The organism is Mediterraneibacter flintii (assembly GCF_055387595.1).
Genome location: NZ_AP031405.1, coordinates 368,108 through 392,263 on the forward strand (window position 1 = coordinate 368,108; position 24,156 = coordinate 392,263).

A 24,156-nucleotide genomic window follows, 5' to 3' on the forward strand; every position below is an offset into this window, starting at 1 on the left:
ATGGAAAATATAATAGAAATCAGCCATGTCACGAAAGACTATGGACGTGGCAGAGGCGTGTTTGATGTTAATTTCTTTGTGAGGGAGGGGGAGACACTTGGGTTCCTGGGGCCGAACGGCGCGGGGAAAACGACGACGATCCGGCAGCTCATGGGATTTATCCGGCCGGACAGCGGGAAATTATCGGTTATGGGGAGGGATTGCTTTAAAGAGGCAGACAAAATACATGCTCTGGTGGGCTATCTCCCGGGGGAAATTGCGTTTATTGATTCTATGAGTGGTATGGACTTCATTCGGTTTGTGGCAGATATAAAGAAAATGAACGGGCTGGGCCGCGCACAAGAGTTGATAGAAATGTTTGAGTTGCATGCATCGGGGAAATTAAAGAAAATGTCCAAAGGGATGAAGCAGAAAATAGGAATTGTCTGTGCGTTTATGAACCCAGATACCCAGGTGTATATTCTGGATGAGCCGAGCAGCGGCCTGGATCCGGTTATGCAGAATCGTTTTATTGATTTGGTCTTAAACGAAAAGAAACAGGGAAAGACGATTCTGATGTCCTCCCATATGTTTGAGGAGATCGAAAGGACATGCGATAGGGCGGCGATTATAAGAGAAGGAAAAATCGTGGCGGTTGAGGAAATGGAAAAGCTCCAGGCGGGACGGCAAAAAATGATGGAAGTGACATTTGCTTCACCTGATATGGCAAAGGCATTTGCAGGGGAAATTCATGGAGCGCAGTATACAGAGGGTACGCGCAAAGTCAGAGCAAAAGTGGGAAAAGAGCTGGATACATTTGTAAAAAAAGCAGGGCGGTATACTGTGACAGACTGGAATGTACAGACACAGAGCCTGGAAGAATTCTTTCTGCATTTCTACGGAGGGGAGGAAGAAAAAGTATGAATATAACGTTGTTGAAAAAGGAAATAAAATCAAACTGGCTCCTGCTTACAATTTTTCTTGCTGTGCTGACAATGTACGGCGTTATGGTGACAATGATGTATGAGCCGGAGTTGGGGGAAAGCCTTAAGATGATGGCGGAAAGTATGCCGGAGATATTTGCGGCATTTGGCATGGCGGAAGTAGGAGAGACGCTTCTGGAATTTCTTTCTGGCTATTTATATGGAATGCTGTTTGTGGCGTTTCCAGGCGTGTTTATTATTATTTTGACAAACAGGCTGTGTGCAAAATATGTAGATAATGGCTCTATGGCATATCTGTTGGCAGGACCGGGAAAACGCCGAGAAATTATGCGGACACAGGCGATATTTATGGTGGGCTGTCTGGTTCTGATGGTGCTCTATGTGTTTGGGCTTTTGGCGGTGACAAGCAAGATACTTTTTCCAGGAGAACTGGATATGACAGGCTTCTTTTATGTAAATGTGGGGCTCCTGGGTATCCTACTGTTCTTCGGTGGAGCAGGATTTTTCGTATCTTGTCTTAGCAACGAATCCAGACATGCTGTCGGATTTACCTCTGTTGTGGTCGTATATACCATATTAGTACAGATGATTTCCCAGGTGGGAGATAAATTTGAAAATCTGAAATATATAACTCCTGTTACACTTTTTGATGTAGAAGGGCTAAGTTTAGGAGAAACAAAAGCCTGGATCATGTGTGCAGTGTTGTATTTGACAGGCATAGCGCTTATCTGCGCGGGGATTGTAAAATTTGACAGGAGAGACTTGCCTTTGTAGTTTTTATAGATAGACCGCCTCTAAAAGTAGAAACCATCCGTTTGGACTTTTGAGGCGGCTTTTTCCGTTTGATTGTGTCAAAGGGAAGTGAAAGACAGATATTTTCGATACTGCTCATCCCAGACAGCTTGATCTTGCGGGTGATATTCAAAAATCTGGAAGGAATTTCTAAGAAGAGCTGCCATTTCTTGTTCCTTTTCTATACAGCCCAAAGCATGAAACTGTATCAGAGCATTTCCGACAGCGGTTGCTTCAACAGGGCCGGCGGCGACTTTCCTGCCGGTGGCGTTGGCGATATACTGGCAGAATGCTTTATCTTGAGAAGCGCCTCCCAAAAGGTGCAGGGTGTCTGTCTGATAGCCGGTGATATGTTCTAATTCTTCTACACACTCTCTATATTTAAAGGCGAGAGATTCCATCACAGTTCGGTAGAATCCGCCTGGTGAGTCTATGGCAGACTGCCCGGTTTTCTGACAGTATGTATTGATAGCCTGCTCCATATTAGACGGGGCGGTAAAAAGTGGATCATCGGGATCGATGAAATGGGCAAATGCAGGGGCTTTGTCCGCTGCCAGAAGTAGTGTAGTGTAATCATTTGGCAGCCCTTTTCTTTTCCAGTATTTCCGAAGCTCCTGAATCAGCCACATTCCCATAATGGTTTTGACAAGCTTGACTTTTCCAAAGGCAGCGCCTTCGTTGGACAGTCCGCTTCTGTAAACTTCTTCTGTGACAACGGGTGTATCTGTCACCATGCCGATGACAGACCAAGTTCCTGAATTGATGAAAATATAGTGAGGAGCTTCTGTAGGAACTGCATAGGCAGCAGAAGCAGAGTCATGCTGGGCTGTGGCAATTAAAAGCAGCTCTCTGGAAGGGGGAATTCCGATAAACTCTTTCAGACGCGGAAGGACAACTCCTTTCTGAGCCCCCGTCATGGTGATTTCTGGAAATAGGGAAGGAGAAAGATGAAGTTTCATCAGTATTTCCGGACATAACTGCCGATTTTTGAGATCGTATATCTGGGTGGTGGAAAGGCTGGTATATTCCAGGCTTTTCTTTCCCGTAAAGAAATACCCCAGTATATCGGCGAGCATCAGGAAGGTATCTGCATTTTCAAAAATACGTGGATTACGTTTCTGTATGCCGAGAATTTGATATACTGTGTTGTACCACATATCTTGTACTCCGGTCAGAGAGAACAGCCCTCCTTTTTTAAAGAGAAATTCTGCTTTTTGTATCATGCCTTGTGCCTGCGAGTCTCGATACTGATAAGGAGTGGAAATAAGCTCGCCTTCCTGGTCCAACAGCCCAAAATCTACACCCCAGGTATCAATGCCGAAAGCTTCAGCCGAATCTGTAATTTGAAAAGCTTTTTGCAGCCCTGCCAGAATTTCATGGAACAAATAAAGCAGATCTGTATAGCATCTCTCTTGGATATAAAGACCTTCGTTAGAGAAACGGTGTACTTCTTGCAGCTGGAGTTTATTATCTGCGAGAGTCACCAGGATAACACGCCCGTTGGACGCGCCTAAATCAACGGCAATTACACTTCTTTTTTTCATAGATTTTCCTCTTTTATCCCTGCTCAATTACGATAGTGTATCTGACTTATGGTAAAGTGACAGGACAGAATGAAATTTGCCTCTTTTTCCGGGGATGGAAAGACTCCGTTTCTGAATGACTGTATCAAGTTCTTTCACTGCCTCATCAGGTATTGCTTTTAAATTACCAAGAAGCTTTGCGGCAATGACAGACTGCGCCATACATTCCATCATCTGCATCATTTCGACTCCGTCAGACGCGCCGTGTGGACTACACATGAGTGCACCGTGGTTTTCCATGAGGAATCCATTGGAATCTTCGATCACTTTATCGAATTGAAGAGAAAGAGCCTCAGACACGGGCGTCTCGTAAGGCACCATTAGGAGGGGGCCTACCTCGAGTATGGGTTCTGGAAGAACCGGCTCGGCAAGCAGAGAGGAATCTGCAATCGCGAATCCTGTCAAAAGCGGTGGATGCGCATGCACAACAGAACGAATATCAGGACGTTTGTTCATAATACGTATATGGAAAGGCGTTTCTCCGGTCGGTTTCTTTCCTTCAGGTACAAAGACAGACTCACCATTTAAATTGACAATGCAGATGTCTTCAAAACGGACAAGACGCTTGGGGGTCTGTGTAGGTGTAATTAAAATAAGATTGTCTTTTGTACGTAGGGAAAGGTTTCCGCCTGCTGAGGTGACATATCCTAATTCCGCCAGACGATGACTGGCATGTACGAGTTCAATGATTTCGTTTTCATATTTTATTTGTAGTTCCTTCATATTGCGATATTTCCTTTCTTGCCGGAAAGCTGTGCGTCTCTATATCTTGTAGGACAAAGCTGCAGAAAACACCGGCATTTATGAATAAAGTTTGTGCCGGAATGCATTCACTTCGCAGGGAAGTGAGGGGGACGCGGATGAGGCGGCATTCCGGCACAAACGTTATTTTTCCACAGAAAATTTTCCTGTGAAACGAAATTATTTCAGAGGCTCTGGACCTAATTCTACTTCTCCAAGTTTTTTCACCTCAAAGCCATTTTTCTTGAATTCTTCATAGTCAAAGGCTTCCAGTTCGTCATAGGCAAGTTTGTGGAATTCATAGAAATTTTTCCAGTCCTCATATCCGTCGCCTAAGTTATGCTCTAAGAACGCGTCAGCCATCGCGATTCCTGTCTGTGGAGCTACATAGTGGGCGCCCATGGACATTACGTTACAATCATTGCCGGTGATACAGCGCAGAGCCGACGGAACACTTTCTACCACTGCGGCATGTACATGGGGGCATTTGCTTGCGGCGATATGGATTCCCATACCTGTACCACAGAAAATCAAAGCTCTCTCAAACTCTCTTTCTGCGATTTTTGCTCCTACTTTCAGACCGATACGGTGGAACATTTCTGGATTTTCTTCATCCTCTGTTTTGACGCCGATATCTGTGACAGTCCAGCCTTTTGCTTTTAAATGCTCTACGACTGCATTTTTCAAAGGCACTCCGGCAATGTCTGCTCCTACTAGAATTTGTTTGTCTTTTACTGTTTTCATGTGAATCCTCCTTATATTTTTATGAATTTCTTTTTTCAATTTCTGAAATCATGTCGATACGGTTCTGGTGACGACCTCCCTCGTATTCGGCATTCAGCCATTCGTCTACAATCATTTTGGCGAGCTCTATTCCTACAACTCTTGCTCCGAAGGCAAGGATATTAGTATTGTTGTGCTGCTTTGATAATCTGGCAGAATAAGGCTCGCTGCATACACATGCCCGTATTCCATTTACTTTATTGGCACTTAAGGAGATACCGACTCCTGTGCCGCAGATAAGAATCCCGCAGTCTGCCTCCTTGTGGGCTACCAGGTTGGCAACCTTTTCGCCGTATATGGGATAGTCACAGCGTTCAGGGGAGTCCGTTCCTACATCCGTAACAGCAATCCCCTTTTCCTGGAGATATTCTTTGATTTTCAATTTCATTTCAAGGGCGACATGGTCATTGCCGATTGCAATTCTCATACATTTTTCCTCCGAAGCTTTCCTTATATATTGTTTTTGAATATACCGCACATTGCATCCTGCTCGATACGTTCCAGCATGCTGTAAGCCATGTGCAGATCACTGCCGGATACAACAACCCCATGCAAAGGCATGATACAACCGATGGGATAAGTCTCTGCCAGTTCACGCCGGCTGTCCCAGTATTTATAAATTTCTTCATGGAGATCTTTGGTGTATGCTTTCGTATACGGAATACATTCTACAGGGCCACGCTTCATTGTTGCTTCGGTAATGTTTGGTATCGGTTTGGACTGTGCTACATACACCATGCAGTATTGTGGATGTGCATGGATTGTTGCTTTGATGTGATTGAATTTTGTGAGAAGAAGAACATGCATATACCCTTCTCGGGAAAGTTTTCCTGTGCCCTCCAGAATGTCCATATTGGAATTAATCAGCAGAAAATCTTCTGGTTGTAATTCGCAGAAATGTCTCTCTGACATAAGAGAAGGGGAAATCAAAATGCGGTCATCATCTACGCGTACGGCAAAATTTCCCCCTGCCGCATTGGTAAGCCTTCTGTCCCACATGTAATGTGCGACCTTGCACATATCCTCACGATCTTTTAAATAAGATATTTCAGACATAAATACCATCCTTTCTGAATGTGTAAAAATGGGTTATTGTAAACGTTCTAAAAATTGCCGGCTGTTCTCTTCGTCTGTTGTATGAAAACCGACAGGATGCACAGACTTGGAGTACATGCCGTGGAAATCGCTTCCGCCGGTTACTAACAGGTGATAAGAAGCAGCTATATCTCGGCAGGTTTTAGTGACTTCGGGTGAGTTCTTGTAGTGCATACATTCAATGCCATGAATTCTTTTTTCGCGGGCGAGCCGCCGTATAAGATCGATAGAATCAAATTGCCCTGGATGGGCAATTACAACGATCCCTTCCGCCTGGTGCATCATGTCAATGACGTCCAGGGTGTCGGGATAATGGATGGGAACGTAGCAAGAGCCTTGCTTTCCTATCAGTTCACCCAACAATGGCCCGAAAGGTTGATTGGTAAGTCCTGCATTTGCCAGTGCCATCATAATATGCGATTCAAAAATAGAGGCACTTTCATGGGATAGCAGGAGTACGTCTTCCACTGTTACTGCCGGATATAGTTGTTGTATTTTTTCTGCCATTGCAAGCTTGGCATTTTGTCGGCGCTGCGATGTTTCGTCGAGTACGGGCTTTAGGACAAGGGGCCTTTTCGGCGCGTAGCAAAGTACGTGCACAGGACGGCCTGAAAAAGGATCCTTTGTCGTACATTCCACACCGGGGATCACGCGAAGGGAAGTTGCGCGGGCGTATGCTTCGAGCCGGGCGACTCCGTTCATTGTATCGTGGTCGGTCAAAGCGATATAGTCAAGTCCTTTGCGCAGGGCATATTTTCCAATTTGTTCCGGTGTAGCGGAACCATCTGAATAGATGCTGTGACAATGTAAATCTCCTGTCATAAGAACACATCCTTATTTTTCTTTTAACATAGCGAAGAATTCCTCTTGAAGCTCCTGCGGCTCATTGAGGTAGCGATACAGAGCCGGATTCTTAAGAAATTCTGTGTAAACCGGACAGTCTTTAGAAATTCCCAATTTTGGGCTGTCTGTAGGCACAACCACTTTTGGCTCGCATTCGAATACATAGTTTGGATTTTTTTCGATCTGATACCCATTTTCAGTCTTATATATATAGGTGCTCATACCGTGACTTTGTTTCACACTGTCATAGTAGTTCATGCTGTTTACAGATACCAGATTAATAAATACCAAGGTTCCCTCCCCGATGTTGACGGTACAGTGTCCGTAATCTGGAGGAATGACAACGGTTTCTCCGGCATGTACTTCTGCTAGGAGAAGGTCTTTTACTGTCATAGGTTCCTCTTTTTGATAATCGTCGACGCGCTGCATGACAAAAAGGGCGGTACCGTTTATCACCTGATAAAGTTCAGGGAAGCTATAACTTTTTCCTGGAATTGGAAGGTGAAAATGTCCGGCTGTCTTTTTAAATTCTTTGCCTGCTGTGCCTGACAGAATAACCGTAGAATCATAGCGCAAATCTACATCAGAAAATGTGCTGCGTGTGCTGTTATTTACGATTGCTTTATAGAAATCGTAGTAAGGCTCGTCTTCTGTTTTATAGTCTGGATCTGCCAAAAGCCCTGCCATTTTACCGGAATATTTGCGGGAATAGTCCTCCCAGCAAACATCAGGTTCATTGCTTGTAAGCTTTCCTGTTTTTTCGTCGAGTGCGATCGGCATGCCAAATAAAGTTAAATTTTTCATTTTTTCCTCCTGATTATACAAATATACGTATTATAAATTTTGATAGAATTTTATTGCCTTTGGATATTCTTCCGGAGTATACGCATTGAAAAGTCCGGATGTTCCAAGCACAAGGATATTTGCGCCCGCCTTTACAAGCTCTGGCGCCGTTGATTCTTTTACCTGTCCGTCAACCATGATTTCTACTTCCTTGCCGGCGTCGGCAAACATAGTGCGTATTTTGCGTATCTTCTCTATTGTAGCAGGTATCAGAGTCTGTCCGGCAAATCCTGGATCCACTGTCATAACACAGATTAAGTCTATATAGTCGAGCATATATGTCAGTTGTGAAATATCTGTGGCAGGATTGATAGCGAGCCCTGCCTTCTTTCCGAGGGAACGGATTTGCTTCAAAGCACGAATCGGATGCATCAGCGCTTCGATATGTAAGGTGATATAGTCGGCTCCACATTCTGCGAAGTATTCAATATATTCTGTCGGGTTGGTAACCATCAGATGTACATCCATAGGTGTCTTTGAGATTGCGGCAATATCTTTCATAAGATACCCGTTCAGACAGAAGTTGGGAACGAAATGACCGTCCATAATATCAATATGGTAGAGATCAACTCCGGCTTTATCCAGGCTCTCGATTTTTTCTTTTAGTTCCATCGTGTTAATGCACATGACGGAAGGTGATACTTTGTTCATAGTTTGTCCTCCTTAAAATGTTCATGGTTTAATTTATTCCACATATAAATCCCCGCGCCTAAGATTCCGGCAAAGGGATTATTGGATCCTTTCATAAAATCCAGCGAATTCGCAGGATAGGGCTTCCGTGCATAATCGTATATCTTTTGGCAGAGCTCTTGATAAGGAAAGTCTTTCATATGAATGACGCCTCCTGCCAATATGATATGCACGGGATCTAAAATATTAATTTCTGTAGACAGAGCTATTGCCATGAAATCAAGGTATTCATGCAACTTAGGAGTCTGTTCGTAATGAGAAAAAATATCTGCAAAGGGAATATTGGACAGATACGTATCATGGATGCGTTCTAATGCCTTTCCAGCGCAGAAAAGTTCGATACAGCCCTTGTTTCCGCAAGGGCAGGTTTCTTCTTTACTGTAAACGGGTATATGCCCGAGCTCACCGGCGACTCCGTTTTTCCCGTCTAAAAAACGTCCGTGTATGTAGATGCCATTTCCTAATCCTGTACCAACATAGAAAGAAACAATACAGTCCGCGTCCTCCAGGTGTTTCTGTCTTATATCATAAGAAAGCAGGAGAATTACATCGTGTTCTGCTATGACGGGAACTTTGAACCGTTCCTTCAGAGGCGCGGCGATATTCAAATCTGTAAAGGAAAGTAAATTTGGACAGGAGATGACGGTTTCTTTTGTGTGATCGACTGTTCCTGGAAAGCCGATACAGATTCCCTTCATATGATAATCCGGAAAGGAACACATAAAATCGGTGATAACCTGGCTCAAGATTTCAACGGGTGAGCCAGAACAAAACATACTGCGGCTGCTATATTTTATAGGCTCTGCAATGAGAGAACCATCCTGCAGGACTCCGCCGATTCTGAAATTCGTCCCTCCTATATCAATGCCAATTACATATTCTTTTGTGTCAGCTGATATATTCATAATCTCCTCCTTTTGTTCGTGCACATTATATCACTTTATAATGTGAGAAACAATAAAAACGGGTGAAAAACGGTCAAAAACGGAAATTATACCAAAAAACACATGGGATAAATGTGAAAAATTCACAAAAACAAAAGTTGATAACAAAAAATACTTGAAAATTTGCATAACAAGATCTATGATTGAGGCACAAACAAAAATAAACGGTACAAAAAAGAAATATAAATTACCGGTATTGTGAATATTTGAGAGGGGATTGTCATAATGATATGCACTGTAACAATAAACCCTGCAATTGACAGAGTGATTTATCTTACGCAGCTAAATAAGGATAATACGAACCGGATTAAAGAAGTAAAAGAAGTTCTGGGAGGAAAAGGCACACATGTATCTGTGAATTTAAGTATCCTGGAATGTGTAAATAAAGCGTTTGGTATTGATTTTGGAGAAACAGGACGCAGAATTGAAAATCTGCTGGAACAGGAACATATAGAGATGAAATTCCTTCACTATGATGAAGGGGAATCTAGAATGAATTATGCGCTGATTGAGGAGGATAAGACCTGTACTCTGATCAGTGAAAAAGGAAAGGTTATCTCAAAGGAACAGTGTGAAGAGCTGATAAGAAAAATATATGAAGAGGTAAAGGATGGAGACATTCTTATTTTGTCGGGAGATGCGTCTAATACAGAAATTCCTCTTATTTATACGAAGATGATAGAAGCGGTATCAGATAAGAAAGTAAAGGTATTTTTAGATGCCAGTTCTGAAAACCTAACAGGCGCTTTGAGATGGAAGCCATTTCTTATTAAGCCAAATGAGGATGAATTGTCCCAGATTCTGGGGGAGGAGATAAAAGGGGAAGAGAAAATCCTCGAAGGCATTCGGAAAATTTCTGAGACAGGAATTGCGTGTATTGCGGTGTCCTGCGGAGGAAACGGTTCCTACATATGGTATGAGAATGAAATCTATAGAATACATCCGCTGAAAGTAAATGTGATGAATACTATCGGCTGTGGAGATGCATTTTTAAGCGGAATGGCATATGGATTTGAAAAGGGACTGGAATTTACTGAAATTTTGAAATATGCAGCAGGCGTCTCTTCTGCGACGGCAGAATCCAACAGTACGGTTGGATTTGACCGGAAAAGAGCATACGAGCTGATGGAAAAAGTACAGATTGAAAAATTGTTCTAAATGATAGGAGAGAAAAGAGCATTATATGTCGGTGAGACATTTAATGAATAAAAAATTATAAGAAAAGGAGAGAAGTATTATGAAAAACAAAGCGGTACGCAGAACTTTGAGTATCCTGGCAGTCAGTGCAATGATGCTTGGGATGGTAGGATGCAGCGGTGGTTCTTCCGGAGGAGATGACGCTTCCGATGAAGGCGGCAGCGGCGATTCTGGAAAGACAATCGGTATTTCCATGTGTGCGATTGAATCACAGATGTGGGCAGAGTACCAGGAATCTATGCACGCAGCGTGTGATGAAGCAGGTGTGAAGTACACGGAATCTATCGCAGAAAATGACGTGCAGAAACAGAATCAGCAGATTGAGGATTTTATTTCGCAGGGAGTTGATGCGATCATTATCGCTCCGGCTGACGGAGATGCGGTTGTATCTGCAATTCAGAAGTGTAACGATGCCGGAATTCCGGTTATTATGGCAAACCGTGCGGCAGGAGAAGGTGCAGAGGTATTTGCAACGATTTCTTCTGACAATAAAGAAATGGTAAAACGTGAGATTCAGTATGTGGCAGAAAATGCTCCTGAGGGAACAAAATATAAATGCCTCGAACTCGTAGGAAGCCTGACAGACGTAAATGCGATTGCAAGACAGGAAGGTTTTGAAGAGGCGATCGCGGAGTATCCGGACATGTTTGAATTGGTAGCGACAGTTCCGACAGAGTGGAAAGGTGACCTGGCTCTTACTGGCGTACAAAATGCATTTGCATCGGATGATGATATTAACTTTATCTTTAACCCGTCCGACGCGCTTCTTCCATCTATTCAGTCCGGCTTGCAGCAGCTTGGCAAATATGAGAAGGTCGGAGAAGACGGACATGTTACTCTGGTTACATTTGATGGTGCAGCAGATGCGGTTACAGCTATCCGTGAAGGATATGTAGATGTTGTTTCTGTACAGGATGCTACAGAGCAAGGCAAACTTTGTGTACAGGCGGCACTGGACGCTATCGACGGAAAAGAGGCTTCTGACTATACAGACCCAGGCTTTGAAGTAAGTACAGAGAACTGTGATACAGAGTACGCAGACTTCGAAGGATATTGATTTAAATAAAACTAAACGGCAAAAGTGGAAGTGCCTCAAAAGGATTCCTTTTGGGGCACACTCTATAAAAAGATTAAGGTGGGTTTCAACGTGAGTATAAAGAAGAGTTTAAAATCTATTGATGCGATATTCTGGTTTGTAGGAGTCTTTTTTATAATTTCTCTGATTTTCGTACCCGGCTTTGCGCAGTTTTCCGCTATTAAAAGTCTGTTAAGCCAGACTTGCGTTCTGATGGTTTTGGCATGTGGTGTACATCTTACCGTATTGAATGGTGGTGTAGATTTTACCAGTGCAGCACTACTTGCGCTGACTACGGTTGTAGGTGGTTCTATCATCAGTACAGGGGGAGCTCTGGGAGGAAGCGGGCTGGCAATCTTTCTGGGAATTGTAGTTATGCTTCTGCTGGGAGCAGGATTTGGAATTATTAACGGATTTTCCGTTGTCACTTTTAAAATGCCGTCGTTCATTGTAACAATGGCGACACAGATGCTGGTAAATGGACTTGCTGTCGTATATACAGGTGGATCCAGTGTAACAGGAATGCCGGCGGCGTTCGGAAGTTTTGGAAATGGCAGTATTTTTGTGATTCCGTATATTTTAATTATAGCGGTACTGGTAGCTGTCTGCATACATATCCTGCTGACAAAGACACTGCTTGGGCGGCAGCTATATGCGGTGGGAACGAACCCGAAAGCTTCGCTGATTTCCGGTATCTCTACAAAAAAGACTATATTTAAAATTTATGTGATCAGCGGTCTTTGTGCAGGAATTGCAGGCGTTATTGAACTGGCATATATGCAGAGTGGTTCCGTAAACTATGGAAGTACAATGTTTAATGATATTATGGGCAGCATTATTGTAGGTGGGACAAGCCCGCTTGGAGGAAGAGGTAAAGTTATCAATACGGTTATGGGAGCATTCCTGATTACAATGATAGGAAGTGTTCTGAATATTTTAAGCGTGCCGTATTATATGATTACTTTGATTAAAGGTCTGATTATTCTTATTGCTGCAAGTCTTGATTTGGTTAAGACAAAGAAGAGCATGGCGCAGTAAAGTGTGTCCGTTATAGGATTAAGACTACAGATTGGAAGTGAATAAGATGAGTGAAAATATTTTGGAATTAAAAGGCATTACAAAATCATTTGCGACCGTCAAGGTATTAAAGGATATTACCTTTTCTTTAAAGAAAGGCGAGATATTGGGGCTTGTAGGAGAAAACGGCGCAGGAAAGTCTACACTGATGAATGTGCTCGGAGGAATTTATCAGAGGGACGGCGGAGATATACTGTTGGATGGGAAAAAATTCGAACCCAGCAATCCGAAGGTGTCCAGTGATGCAGGTATCGCATTTGTGCAGCAGGAGCTGAATCTGTTTACAAACCTGACGGTTATGGAAAATCTCTTTATCACAGAGATGAAGAGAAGTAAAATTGGTAGCATCAATAAAAAAGAGATGAAGAAAATTGTCCGTGAAAAAATGGAGGAACTTGGCGGTACTGGAATTTCACCGGATGATATTATCGGCAATCTTTCTATGGGACAGCGGCAAATGGTAGAAATCACAAAGTCGATTATGAAGGATTCTAGAATTATTATATTTGACGAGCCGACAACATCTCTGTCAAATAAAGAAAAAGAAAAGCTGTTTGAGATCATGCACAGAATGCAGGAGCAAGGGAAATCTATTATTTTTATTTCTCACATTCTGGAGGACGTGTTTGCATATACGGATGAAATCGCGGTCTTACGTGATGGTGAAATCATCTCCCAGAGGAAAACAAAAGAAGCAGACTCCAATACAATCATTAAAGAGATGGTTGGGCGTGAACTTACGAATATTTATCCGGTCTGCGAAAAAGAGATAAAGGACATTGCCTTTGAGGCAAAAAATATCTGTCAGAACGGCAGATTTGAAAATTTGAACCTACATATCAGAGAAGGTGAGATTGTAGGAATGTTCGGCCTGATGGGTGCCGGACGGACAGAGCTTTTGAGATGTTTGTTTGGGTTAGATGAGATGGACGCAGGAGAGCTGTTCTATAAAGGGAAACAGATAACACCGGTGAATCCGCAAAATTGTATTAAAAACGGTATGGCATTTATCACAGAAAACAGGCGGGAAGAAGGACTTCTGATTCCAAAGACACTCAAGGAGAACATTGTATTGTCAAGCTTGAGAGAACATAAAAAGAATCTGTTGTTTATGGATGCGGCGAAGGAAAAAGAAAATACAGATAAAATGGTAAAGAGCCTGAATGTGAAAACCTTTGATCCCGGCAAACAGACGGCAGGAACACTGTCTGGAGGAAACCAGCAGAAAATTGTATTTGCAAAATGGGTTCTGCGGGAACCGAAGATTTTTCTTCTGGATGAGCCGACTAGAGGTGTGGATGTCGGGGCGAAATATGAGATCTATACCATTATACAGGAGTTGGCGAAAAAGAATTCCTGTGTGCTGATGGTTTCATCAGAGATTGAGGAATTGATGGGAGTGTGCGATAGAATTTTGGTTATGAGCAACAATCGGATTACAGGTGAACTTACCAAAAATGAGTATGTTCCAGAAGAAATTATGAAGTTTGCGGTAGGAGGTGTGAAATAATGGAGAAAGCAAAAAAGCAGCCGTCTACAGTAGGAGCAGGGAAGAAGTTTGTGGACTTGTTCTGTACATACGGCTTGTACTTTATTTTTATTGTACTGATCATATTTTTCGCGGTGCAACGGCCGAATTTCTTCTCCGTAAGTAATTTCCTCTTGATTTTGAAGTCTTCTTCCGTTCTGGGCATTGCGGTTGTAGGAATGTTCTTTGTCTTGATTGTAGCAGGAATTGACATATCGGTATCTATGAATATGTATTTTTCTGCGGTTATCGGAGCGACGGTGTTAAATAGTATGGAACTGCCGCTGATCGTATGTTTCCTGGCGGCGGGGGTAAGTGGACTTTTGATAGGCTGTATCAATGGATTTTTTGTGGCGAAGGTAAAAATTGTTCCATTTATCGTAACACTGGCGACGTATTCAGTAGCAAAAGGACTGGGCTTGTTTTTTACGAATCAACAGATGGTATTTCTGAACAGTTCCGTTATGACTCTTGCCAATGCCAAAGTTTTTGGAATTTCTGTATTCGTATTTATTTTCCTTGGCATTGTCTTGATTGCACATTTTGTCCTTACATCTACCCAGTTTGGACGTCAACTATTTGCTTGTGGAAATAACCTGGTGGGCGCGAATAAAATGGGAATCAATGGTCCGCGAACTGTATTTTTAGCCTATGCGATCTGTGGAGCTCTTGCAGGAATTGCAGGAATGTTGAGTGCATGTAACTTGAGTGTAATCAATCCAAACTTTGCGCAGGGTGATGAGTTTGTTGTTATTTCCTCTTCGGTTATCGGAGGTGCCAGTCTGTTCGGAGGTAAAGGAAAGGTTCTTCCGGGAGCGATTATCGGTATTGTTATGATTCAGGCGATCATAAACGGACTGACGATGATGGGAGCATCTGCATACTCCTATACGATATTCAGAGGAATTATCATCTTTATCGCGGTTATGGTCGACAGTATTAAATTTAGTGGTGAAATAAGATAATTTATGCCGCAAATCCTTTTTATGCTGTATAATGTTAAGTATCAATTTTAAGCTATGGGAGAAATGCGGATGAGAACGAAAAACTATAGTATTGAACGAAAAACAAAGATACTTAAGACTTTGGAAAAGGATGGAAGAGTAGAAGTGGAGACACTTGCAGGAGAATTAAAGGTCAGTAAAGAGACAATACGCAGAGATCTAAGAGAAATGGAGCAAGAAGGACTTCTTAAAAGGACGCATGGAGGCGCTGTGAGCACTGGAAGCACACAGCAGTCTTATGAGTATCCATATCTAATGCGTGAGATTCAGTGCCTGGAGGAAAAAGAAAGGATTTGCAAAAAGGCGGCATCTGTAATTAAGGACGGAGACACGATATTTATCGACAATAGTTCTACGAATATCTCTATTTTGAAAAACATCAATCCAGAGTATTCTGTAACTATCATAACAAATTCTGTGCGACTTCTTCTGGAGAGCACGCGATATGCGAATGAGAATTTTGTTTTTATTTCCCTGGGTGGGATTTTCAGATATAAGAATTATTCCTGTGTGGGAGACATTGCCAATGAAATGTCAAATAAATTCCGCCCAAGCAAGGCATTCTTATCCTGCTACGGTGTGGATACAGAAGGAGCGCTGTTTGACAGCAGTATGTATGAGATAGAGGTTAAGCGAAATTTTATTGAGCTTGCCGGAGAAGTCTACATAACGGCAGATCATACAAAGATTGGAAGAAAAGGCGGAGTACAGCTGTCAGACATATCTCAGGCAGATTATCTGATTTGTGATCGTGCGCTTACAGAGGAAGAACAGAATAATCTGGATATGCAGAATGTAAAAGTATTGGTAGCAGGATAAGTAGACATGTCGGGATAGGAGAGGCATGAAATACTTAGGATTCGACTTGGGCGCCAGCAGCGGGAAAATGATGCTGGGGGAATTAGATGGACAGATTTTAAGGACAAAGATAGTCCATCGTTTTCCAAACCGGCAGATTTTGGCGGCGGGTGGCCTGTACTGGGATATCCTCAACATATATTGGAATTTAAAAAATGGAATAGAAAAAGCAGTTTATGAGTCAGGAGAAAAAGAGATAAGTCTGGGAGTAGATTCTTTTTGTAATGATTTCGGGCTTCTGGACAAAGAGGGAAGGCTTGTCAATCAGGTATACTGTTACAGAGATGAAAGGACAAAACGCAAGGAAAAAGAAATTTACTCCAAAGTTTCTAAAAAGGAACTGTATATGGAAACAGGAAGTCAGAGTGCGTTGTTTAACACAGTGATACAAATGGCGGCTATGGTAGAAGAAGGAGAAGGATACCTTCTGGACAGATGCAGGCATGCACTGTTGATTCCAGATTTGCTTGCATATTTTCTCACGGGAGAGATGCATACGGAGTATACACTCGCATCGGTGACTCAGATGTTGGATTGGAAGACTAGGAGCTGGCATAAAGGCATTATGAAGCGTTTGGGGATTCGGGAAGATATTTTTCCAGAGGTGATTCCGTCAGGAACAGACGCAGGCGTTTTGGACAAAGAGAAAAATCTGGAATTCACAAACATTTCCTTACATGTTGTATCTGTATGTGGGCATGATACGGCATCTGCGGTCGCAGCGCTTCCTACAGTAAAGGAACATGTCGCATATATCAGCAGTGGAACATGGTCAATCGTAGGAACAGAAGTGGAACGCCCGATTCTTACGGAAGAAGCTTTCCGCTATAATATAGCGTTCGAAGGCGGCGTGGATTATCGTTACCGTATGATTAAAAATGTAATGGGGCTGTGGGTGCTGCAGGAGTGCGAAAGAGATTATGAAAGGCAGACAAGGCGAGAGTGTTCTTTTGCCTATACTGCGCAGGAAGCAAAGAAGGCAGCAATGCTGAAGTTTCTGATAGATCCGGACGATGTGTGTTTTTATATGCCTGGGAATATGCTGGAGAAGGTAGCAAAGTACTGTGAAAAAACAGGACAGGGAAGGCCGGAAACATTCGGAGAGATCGCACGTACTGTTATGGAAAGCCTTGCAATGAAGTATCGGTATGTACTGGAGAAGATGGAAGAGATTCTGGGCTATCGTCTGGAAGAAATCTATATTTTAGGCGGTGGAGGACAAAACCGAATACTCAGCCAGTTTACGGCAGATGCCTGTGGAAGACTCGTTTATACCGGCCCGTATGAGGCAGGACTTGCAGGCAATCTGATTGTGCAGATGCGAGGGCTTGGTGAAATCGCTACATTAAAAGAAGGACGTCAGATTATCCGTGACTCATTTGACATCACAGAATTTGTGCCTGAAAAGTGCGAATTGTGGGAAGAAAAATACAGTCAGTTTAAAAGACTGCTTGACATGTGAGAGGTCGGAGCATATCCGGCTTCTTTTTAATAAGAAAGGATGGAAGAAAATGATACGAGAAGTCAATGAAAAAATAAATAGAGTAAGAGGATTTATGAAGGAGGAGAATCTGGATGCAATCCTTTTAACCACTACGCCGAACTTCTTCTGGATTACCGGAGGGAAGCGAGGATATGTGGACAGGGGAACGCAGGACGCAGCGGTAAAAATACTCATAGAGAAGGAAAAGGCTTATGTTATCTGTAATTCCAGTGAAAAATACCGCGTCATGGATGAAGAACTGACAGACGGAAGCTTTGAACTGATTGGATATCTGTGGCATGAGGACGAAGCGGAAATTTTAAAACCTTATCTGGACGGAAAAAAGCTGGGCAGTGATTCGGGCATTTATGGTTCAGAAAATGTGGGAGGAAAGATTCAGAAGCTTCGCTATGTGCTGACAGAGGAAGAAGAAACCCGCATGCGCGAAATCGGACCGGAATGTGCACAGATATTGGAAGACTGTGTAAGAGAGATAAAGCCGGGCGAAACAGAGCTGGAAGCTGCAGGAAGGGTGATGGGAAGATTGACGGCAAGGGGATACCAGATACCTGTCTGCCTGGTTGCCTCTGATGAGAGAATGTATAAATACCGTCATCCACTTCCCACCGAGAAAAAGATTGAGAAATATGCAATGATTGCAATCTGTGGGCAGAAGTATGGATTGACTGTGTCTATTAGCAGAATCGTGAGTTTTGGGCCTGTACCTGATGAAATCCAGAGAAAATATGAGGCGCTGCTAAAAATTGACGCTACCTACATTTTGAATACAAAAGCCGGCGTATGGTCGCAGGATGTATTGAATAAGGCATACGAAGCATATAAGGAACAAGGCTATGAGGCGGATTTCCACCTGCATCATCAGGGCGGCGCGCTGGGATATTTGACACGTGACTATTGTACCAACGAAAGAACGCAAGAACGTATTTATGATCATCAGGGATATTCATGGAACCCGACGATTGCCGGGGTGAAGCTGGAGGATACCTATCTCATTAACGGGGAACAGCAGGAGATTATTTCCGATACGGGGAACTGGGTATACCGAGAGGTGACAATAGACGGAAAGAGAATTCGGCGTCCGGATATATGGATACAGGAGAAAAAATAGAAAGAGGAGAAGGATATGTCTATAGAAACCAGAAATTATGAGATTGTAAAAAAACAGGAAGCATTGCTTACATTTTCCCATTTTGACAACGAATCTGCCTGGGAACTAGGAAACATAATCGTAGAATATGCGAGGGAAAAAGAGGTGTCTATTGCAGTGGAGATCTGGATCAACCATTATCGGGTATTCCGGTATGGGTTCCAGGGGACAAATGCATTTAACGACCTATGGCTGAGGCGGAAGGTAAATACGGTAAATATGCTGCACCGCAGTTCTCTGAGAGTGCATTATATGCCTTATGTGGGGGAGGATGATATTTATGCAGACGGACATTTAGACCCTTCTGTATATGGAAATATGGGAGGCGGATTCCCGATTTACGTAAAGGGTGTTGGTGTGATTGGCGTTGTAGCGGTATCTGGGTTGACGCATACACAAGATCATCAGATGGCAGTCGAGGGAGTGGCCAGGATGTTGGGAATTGAGAACTTGGAAACGGTTGAGGAGGAAGTTTAGATGGGAAAATCATATAGAGAAGAATTGGTTGGAGTATTTGGATATCCGGTAGATGAAAATCCGACAGTGGTTGTGGCACAGACAGCATTTGAAGATTTGCAGGTGCCATACCGTTACCTGACAGTAGAGGTAAAACCAGAGGACTTAAAAGAGGCAATTCGGGCGCTTCCGGCATGGAATATGAAGGGCATCCATCTGACAATTCCTCATAAAGTAGAGGTATTAAAATATCTGGATTATGTGGCAGAGGATGCGAAAATAATGGGCGCAGTCAATACGGTTTATGTGAAGGAGGGCAAGCTGTACGGAGAGAACACAGATGGAAAGGGTTTTATAAAATCTTTGATAAATGCCGGTATATCCATCAAAGACAAGAAAGTCTTTATGCTGGGAGCAGGAGGCGCGGCAAGGGCAATCGCAGTAGAACTGGCAAACGCGGGCGCAAGAGAACTGGTAATTCTCAACCGTTCCAGAACAAGAGGAGAGGAATTAAAAGCGCTGCTTGAGGCACATACAAAGTTAAAGGCAGAGTATCGGGAATGGAAGCATACGATGCCGATAGACGAAGATACAGACATATTGGTAAATACAACAAGCATTGGTCTGTATCCAGATGTAGATGCAAAACCGGATATTGTATTTGATACGATTAAGGAACATATGATTGTCTGCGACGTTATTCCGAATCATCCCCATACACAGCTATTAAAGGAAGCCGAGAAAAGGAATGCAGTGACGATAGACGGACTGGGTATGCTTATCAACCAGGCAGTGGAAAGTATTCGGATGTGGACTGGAAAGACCGCAGATGCTGAGAAAATGAAGAATGCTCTCGCGAAAGAGTATGGAATTACAGATGTACACTATTGATGACAGAAAGTGCGAATATATGAACGAAAAAAGACAGAAAGATAAAACAGAAATGAAACGAGAAGAGCAGGAAGAAAAAAAGGAAGAAGGTACACTTAGCACAAGGCGATGGATGGGAATTGTACTTATTATAGCAGGGATGTACTTTGGCGCTACCGGACTTTCAGGGGCAGTGCTGCCGTTAAAAGACGAGGGTACTGCAGCAGTGAACGGACTAGTGATTTTTACAGGTATCATTGGGATTCTGGGAATCGTTATGATTGCAGTAGGGGCATATCTGTTTATGAAAAAACGATAGAGTCGGTATACAAGGGGCAATATGTGTTACCCCTTTGTACACCGACGCTAAAGGAACTTTCTCTGTCTGTTGTGCATATGATAAATTAGGCAGCAGATAAAAGGAGGGTTTTAAATGCAAGTAACAGATTATGTGAAACCGGAACTGCTTGTTGTCGCACTTGTTTTATATTTTTTGGATACAGGGCTGAAAAAAAGTGCTCTGATAAAGGAAAAATATGTTCTTTTTCTAACTGGAGGAATTGGGATTGTTATCTGTGCACTGTATGTGTTCGCCACATCGCCATGCTCATGTCCGAAGGATGTTGCGATGGCGCTGTTTACGTCCATTACGCAAGGAATCCTGCTGGCGGGGCTGAGCACGTATGCTAAGCAGATGATTGGGCAGATAAAACAGAAGTAAAAATAAAAGGATACCCCTTATGGCACTTAGGGCCTGGGGTATCCTTTATGCTTGCATTTCCCGAGAAGAAATTATATACTTTTTAAAAAGAAAAAGGGTCAGATGACCTTTTTTTAAAATGGGAGAAATGTTATGCTAAAGATGTCTATATTTCAGGAAATTCCAGAGCGTCTGCGAAAAAGCGCTGTTCTTATGTCTATGAAAAAGGGGAATATACTGATTCAAAAGGGAGAAAAGACAGAGTATGCTTATTATATAGTAAGCGGCAAGGTTTATGTACAAGCTGCGTTTCTCAATGGAAATGTGTATCAGTTTTCTTATTTGGAGAAGGGAGAGTATATTTCGGATGTGGAAGTGTTGTCGGGGATCTATCGGAATGTTTCTACCTTGATTGCGGCAGAAGACATACAGGTTTTAAAAATTCCGGTTGCGGCATTTGCGGAAGAATTGCAGGCAAATAAAGAGTTTCTATATTATGTATCTATGCACATGGCAAGGAAAATGTACAGCAGTAGTTATGAACGTGGACAAAATCTTTTTAAAAAAGGGATATTCAAAGTTGTATTGTATTTAATTCGATACTATGAGACAGAGGCGGGGGAAAAGAAAACCGTAAAAATAAGAAAGACAAGGCCGGTCATTGCCAGTGAAATAGGAATCAGTATTAAAACCCTGAACCGTTCGGTACAGCAGCTATATAAAGAGCAGCAGGTTTCTATTGACAAAGGAAAAATCACAATAAATGAAGAGCAATTTCAGACGCTGCTTACTCTGGCGGAAAAGGAAAATTTGTATTGACCGGAGGACGGTAAGAAAGCAGGTACATGTCTGCGTGCTGCTGGGAAAATAAAGAAGAAAAGAGGAGAAAATATGTATAACATAGCAGAGATGAAAGAGTATATCGGGCAGATCATTGCATATCAGCCTGAGATAGGACTTGTTTTGGGAAGTGGTTTAGGCGGATATGGAGAAAAGCTGGAAAAACCGCAATTTATTGAGTACAGAGATATTCCAGGTTTTCCAGTATCAAAGGTGCAGGGACATAAAAACAGGTTTATTTTGGGCACATTATTCGGGAAAAAAATCATTGCAATGCAGGGAAGATTTCATTATTATGAAGGAATAGAACAGCATATGCTGGCATTGCCTGTCCGGATCATGAAAGAAGCAGGAGTAAAAACCATTATTCTTACCAATGCAGCAGGAGGATTGAACCCTACATTTACACCGGGAGATTTGATGCTTATAACAGACCATATTAATTTTTCCGGCTCTACACCACTACGCGGTGAAAATGATGAGGAAATAGGGCCGCGGTTTCCTGATATGACAGAAGTGTATTCGAAACAATACATAGAAAGAATACAGTGTATTGCAAAAGAAAAAGGAATAAAACTGAAAAACGGAGTATATGTAATGAATACAGGACCTGCATATGAGACACCGGCAGAAGTAAGAATGCTTCAGATATTAGGCGGTGACGCGGTAGGTATGTCTACTGTGCCGGAAGCGATAGCGGCGCGGCACTGCGGGATTAAAGTAATCGGCGTGTCCTGCATTACCAATATGGCGGCAGGAATATTGGATCAGCCGTTGTGCCATGAAGAGGTAATGGAAACAGCGGAAAAAGTAAAAAAGGATTTTGAATATCTGGTAGATATAATGATACAGGAGGTTATACCTGCAAGGAGATGAACCGATGCGGGTACCACCAGGAGAAAGGGGTTTACAATATGGAAGCAGAGAAAAGATATTTACAGTGGAAGGAAAAGACAAGGTGCCAGGAACAAATACAGAAAGAATTAAGTGAGATGGAGGGGCATCCGGAACAGATAGAAGAATGTTTTGGAAAAGAATTAGAGTTTGGAACGGCAGGGCTTAGAGGAAAGCTGGGGGCCGGAACAAACCGCATGAATGTGATTACAGTAGGCAGGGTTACACAGGGAATTGCAGAATATATTGCAGACAGAGGAGCACAGTATAAAGACAGAGGGGTAGTGATCGCCTATGACTGCCGCCACTGCTCGGAAGAGTTTGCCAGGCTGGCAGCAGAGATTTTTGCGGCAAATGGGATAAAGGTCTTTCTTTTTGCATCTCTTCGGCCAACGCCGGAGCTATCTTTTGCGATCCGTCAGCTAAAAGCAGCAGGCGGAGTCAACATCACAGCCAGTCATAACCCAAAACAGTACAACGGCTATAAGGTGTACTGGGAGACAGGGGCACAGGTGATGTCAGACATTGCGGACAAAATGCTGGAAAAGATCCAAAAGACAGATATGTTTGAAGGTGTACACCGCATGGAGTATAAAAAGGCAGTAAGCAATGGGAATATCGTCATACTTTCAGAAGAAATGGATGAAAAATATTTGCAGCTCGTGAAATCTCTGGCTATACATGAGAAGGAAGAACTGGCGACAGATATTGCCATTGTATATACACCTTTAAATGGGGCAGGAAGCAGACCGGTACAAAAAATTTTAAGGGAAAGGGGATTTTGTAATGTTTCCATTGTGGAAGAACAAAAAGATCCGGATCCGGATTTTACAACAGTTGGATACCCCAATCCTGAAGACAGAAAAGCGTTTGCCCTGGCAGAGAAGTTAGGAACAGAAACAAACGCGGAAGTACTGATTGCTACAGATCCGGACAGCGACAGAATGGCCGTAGAGGTAAGAGGTGAGAACGGAAGCTATGTCGCTTTAAATGGAAATCAGACGGGCGTACTTCTTATTGCGTACATTCTGGAGGGAAGGAAAGAGAAAAAGAGCCTGCCTGCAAAAGGTGGAATGATAAAATCCATTGTCACAGGAGATATGGGAGCAAAAATCTGTCAGGCATACGGCGTCAAAACCTATGAAACTCTGACCGGCTTTAAAAATATCTGCGGAAAAATACCGCAGCTTAAAGAAGAGGGAAGAGAATATGTCTTTGGTTATGAAGAAAGCATTGGGTATGCAATCAGTGAAGAAGTCAGAGACAAAGACGGAATCAGCGCTGCGATGTATATATGTGAGATGGCGGCGTACTATAAAAAACAAGGCAGGTCACTTTTGCAGGTATTGGATGCGCTGTATGAACAATACGGATTTTACAAAGAAGAGCAGGTCTCCTTTGTGCTGGAGGGCATGAAAGGAACAGAAAGAATCAAACGTATCATGCAAAGGTGCAGAGAAGAACAGTTTGTACAGTTCGGCGGAATGAAGATAGAAGAAAAAATTGACTATAGGAACGGGTATAAAGAAATTGCCAAATCAGATGTACTAAAATTCGTGCTGGAGGATGAAAACTGGTTTGCAGTCCGCCCGTCAGGAACAGAGCCGAAGATTAAGTTCTATTTTTACGCCAAAGCAGACAATGAGCGTGAAGCCTTAAAACGTCTGCAGAAAGTAAAGGAGGATGTACTCTCCTTTGCAGAAGGAATTGAATAACAGCAGAATGGAAAGATCAGCTATGGCTGGTCTTTTCTCTTTTATGGATTTTCT

General features: G+C 42.8%; 26 protein-coding genes. 17 read left to right on the forward strand and 9 right to left on the reverse strand.

The window, feature by feature from the left end; genetic code table 11:
* Positions 1 to 903, forward strand: coding sequence for an ABC transporter ATP-binding protein (locus ACZ5C4_RS01700; RefSeq protein WP_464519537.1), 903 nt, complete (start codon positions 1 to 3; stop codon positions 901 to 903).
* Positions 900 to 1,697 (forward strand): ABC transporter permease subunit, encoded by a 798-nt coding sequence (locus tag ACZ5C4_RS01705; RefSeq protein WP_464519538.1) that lies wholly within the window; start codon positions 900 to 902, stop codon positions 1,695 to 1,697. The genes ACZ5C4_RS01700 and ACZ5C4_RS01705 overlap by 4 nt, the downstream gene beginning before the upstream one ends.
* A 77-nt stretch (positions 1,698 to 1,774) precedes the next feature.
* On the opposite strand, the gene ACZ5C4_RS01710 is transcribed toward ACZ5C4_RS01705, so the two are convergent.
* The 9 genes from ACZ5C4_RS01710 to alsK all read right to left on the reverse strand — a co-directional run bounded on the left by ACZ5C4_RS01710 (position 1,775) and on the right by alsK (position 9,198).
* Complete coding sequence (locus tag ACZ5C4_RS01710) at positions 1,775 to 3,259, reverse strand: rhamnulokinase (protein ID WP_464519539.1); 1,485 nt, start codon at positions 3,257 to 3,259, stop codon at positions 1,775 to 1,777.
* A 27-nt stretch (positions 3,260 to 3,286) separates the two neighbouring features.
* Entirely contained in the window at positions 3,287 to 4,021 is a 735-nt protein-coding gene (locus tag ACZ5C4_RS01715) for a class II aldolase/adducin family protein (RefSeq protein ID WP_464519540.1), read from the reverse strand.
* A gap of 198 nt (positions 4,022 to 4,219) precedes the next feature.
* Positions 4,220 to 4,783: an RpiB/LacA/LacB family sugar-phosphate isomerase gene (locus ACZ5C4_RS01720; protein ID WP_186876134.1), complete on the reverse strand. Its 564-nt coding sequence runs from the start codon at positions 4,781 to 4,783 to the stop codon at positions 4,220 to 4,222.
* 19 nt (positions 4,784 to 4,802) lie between these two features.
* Positions 4,803 to 5,249 carry a ribose 5-phosphate isomerase B gene (gene rpiB, locus ACZ5C4_RS01725; protein ID WP_464519541.1) on the reverse strand — a complete coding sequence of 149 codons (447 nt, stop codon included), beginning with the start codon at positions 5,247 to 5,249 and terminating at the stop codon, positions 4,803 to 4,805.
* Between the two features lie 23 nt (positions 5,250 to 5,272).
* Positions 5,273 to 5,878 (reverse strand): class II aldolase/adducin family protein, encoded by a 606-nt coding sequence (locus tag ACZ5C4_RS01730; RefSeq protein ID WP_186876136.1) that lies wholly within the window; start codon positions 5,876 to 5,878, stop codon positions 5,273 to 5,275.
* A 33-nt stretch (positions 5,879 to 5,911) separates the two neighbouring features.
* The gene (locus ACZ5C4_RS01735) at positions 5,912 to 6,739 is read right to left on the reverse strand and encodes a PHP domain-containing protein (RefSeq protein ID WP_464519542.1); all 828 of its coding nucleotides are present in this window, start codon (positions 6,737 to 6,739) and stop codon (positions 5,912 to 5,914) included.
* Positions 6,740 to 6,751: 12 nt separating this feature from the next.
* On the reverse strand, positions 6,752 to 7,564 hold the full coding sequence (locus tag ACZ5C4_RS01740; protein WP_464519543.1) for a glucose-6-phosphate isomerase family protein: 813 nt from the start codon (positions 7,562 to 7,564) through the stop codon (positions 6,752 to 6,754).
* A gap of 30 nt (positions 7,565 to 7,594) precedes the next feature.
* Positions 7,595 to 8,254, reverse strand: coding sequence for a ribulose-phosphate 3-epimerase (gene rpe / locus ACZ5C4_RS01745; protein WP_464519544.1), 660 nt, complete (start codon positions 8,252 to 8,254; stop codon positions 7,595 to 7,597).
* Positions 8,251 to 9,198, reverse strand: a complete 948-nt coding sequence (gene alsK / locus ACZ5C4_RS01750; protein WP_464519545.1) for an allose kinase — start codon at positions 9,196 to 9,198, stop codon at positions 8,251 to 8,253. Before alsK ends, rpe begins: the two co-directional genes overlap by 4 nt.
* Positions 9,199 to 9,462: 264 nt before the next feature.
* Between alsK and ACZ5C4_RS01755 the strand changes: the two genes are divergently transcribed.
* The 15 genes from ACZ5C4_RS01755 (at position 9,463) to ACZ5C4_RS01825 (ending at position 24,102) form a co-directional block, all read left to right on the forward strand.
* Complete coding sequence (locus ACZ5C4_RS01755; protein ID WP_464519546.1) at positions 9,463 to 10,395, forward strand: 1-phosphofructokinase family hexose kinase; 933 nt, start codon at positions 9,463 to 9,465, stop codon at positions 10,393 to 10,395.
* 79 nt (positions 10,396 to 10,474) lie between these two features.
* A complete protein-coding gene (locus tag ACZ5C4_RS01760; RefSeq protein ID WP_464519547.1) occupies positions 10,475 to 11,491 on the forward strand; it encodes a sugar ABC transporter substrate-binding protein in 1,017 nt (338 codons plus the stop codon).
* Positions 11,492 to 11,581: 90 nt separating this feature from the next.
* Positions 11,582 to 12,547 carry an ABC transporter permease gene (locus tag ACZ5C4_RS01765; protein WP_186876143.1) on the forward strand — a complete coding sequence of 322 codons (966 nt, stop codon included), beginning with the start codon at positions 11,582 to 11,584 and terminating at the stop codon, positions 12,545 to 12,547.
* A gap of 46 nt (positions 12,548 to 12,593) precedes the next feature.
* Positions 12,594 to 14,096, forward strand: coding sequence for a sugar ABC transporter ATP-binding protein (locus ACZ5C4_RS01770; RefSeq protein ID WP_464519548.1), 1,503 nt, complete (start codon positions 12,594 to 12,596; stop codon positions 14,094 to 14,096).
* Positions 14,096 to 15,079, forward strand: coding sequence for an ABC transporter permease (locus tag ACZ5C4_RS01775; protein ID WP_186876145.1), 984 nt, complete (start codon positions 14,096 to 14,098; stop codon positions 15,077 to 15,079). The genes ACZ5C4_RS01770 and ACZ5C4_RS01775 overlap by 1 nt, the downstream gene beginning before the upstream one ends.
* A gap of 69 nt (positions 15,080 to 15,148) precedes the next feature.
* Positions 15,149 to 15,937: a DeoR/GlpR family DNA-binding transcription regulator gene (locus tag ACZ5C4_RS01780; RefSeq protein ID WP_464519549.1), complete on the forward strand. Its 789-nt coding sequence runs from the start codon at positions 15,149 to 15,151 to the stop codon at positions 15,935 to 15,937.
* A gap of 25 nt (positions 15,938 to 15,962) precedes the next feature.
* A complete protein-coding gene (locus tag ACZ5C4_RS01785; RefSeq protein WP_464519550.1) occupies positions 15,963 to 17,438 on the forward strand; it encodes a rhamnulokinase in 1,476 nt (491 codons plus the stop codon).
* A 49-nt stretch (positions 17,439 to 17,487) separates the two neighbouring features.
* Entirely contained in the window at positions 17,488 to 18,588 is a 1,101-nt protein-coding gene (locus tag ACZ5C4_RS01790; RefSeq protein ID WP_464519551.1) for a M24 family metallopeptidase, read from the forward strand.
* Between the two features lie 15 nt (positions 18,589 to 18,603).
* Complete coding sequence (locus ACZ5C4_RS01795; protein WP_464519552.1) at positions 18,604 to 19,104, forward strand: heme-degrading domain-containing protein; 501 nt, start codon at positions 18,604 to 18,606, stop codon at positions 19,102 to 19,104.
* On the forward strand, positions 19,105 to 19,974 hold the full coding sequence (aroE, locus tag ACZ5C4_RS01800; protein ID WP_464519553.1) for a shikimate dehydrogenase: 870 nt from the start codon (positions 19,105 to 19,107) through the stop codon (positions 19,972 to 19,974).
* 19 nt (positions 19,975 to 19,993) lie between these two features.
* Positions 19,994 to 20,272 carry a hypothetical protein gene (locus tag ACZ5C4_RS01805; protein ID WP_464519554.1) on the forward strand — a complete coding sequence of 93 codons (279 nt, stop codon included), beginning with the start codon at positions 19,994 to 19,996 and terminating at the stop codon, positions 20,270 to 20,272.
* A 114-nt stretch (positions 20,273 to 20,386) separates the two neighbouring features.
* A complete protein-coding gene (locus ACZ5C4_RS01810; RefSeq protein WP_186876152.1) occupies positions 20,387 to 20,674 on the forward strand; it encodes a phage holin family protein in 288 nt (95 codons plus the stop codon).
* Positions 20,675 to 20,806: 132 nt separating this feature from the next.
* Entirely contained in the window at positions 20,807 to 21,472 is a 666-nt protein-coding gene (locus tag ACZ5C4_RS01815) for a Crp/Fnr family transcriptional regulator (RefSeq protein WP_464519555.1), read from the forward strand.
* Positions 21,473 to 21,544: 72 nt separating this feature from the next.
* Positions 21,545 to 22,369 (forward strand): purine-nucleoside phosphorylase, encoded by an 825-nt coding sequence (locus tag ACZ5C4_RS01820; RefSeq protein ID WP_464519556.1) that lies wholly within the window; start codon positions 21,545 to 21,547, stop codon positions 22,367 to 22,369.
* Positions 22,370 to 22,407: 38 nt separating this feature from the next.
* Positions 22,408 to 24,102, forward strand: a complete 1,695-nt coding sequence (locus ACZ5C4_RS01825) for a phospho-sugar mutase (protein ID WP_464519557.1) — start codon at positions 22,408 to 22,410, stop codon at positions 24,100 to 24,102.
* The last annotated feature ends 54 nt before the right edge of the window (positions 24,103 to 24,156 follow it).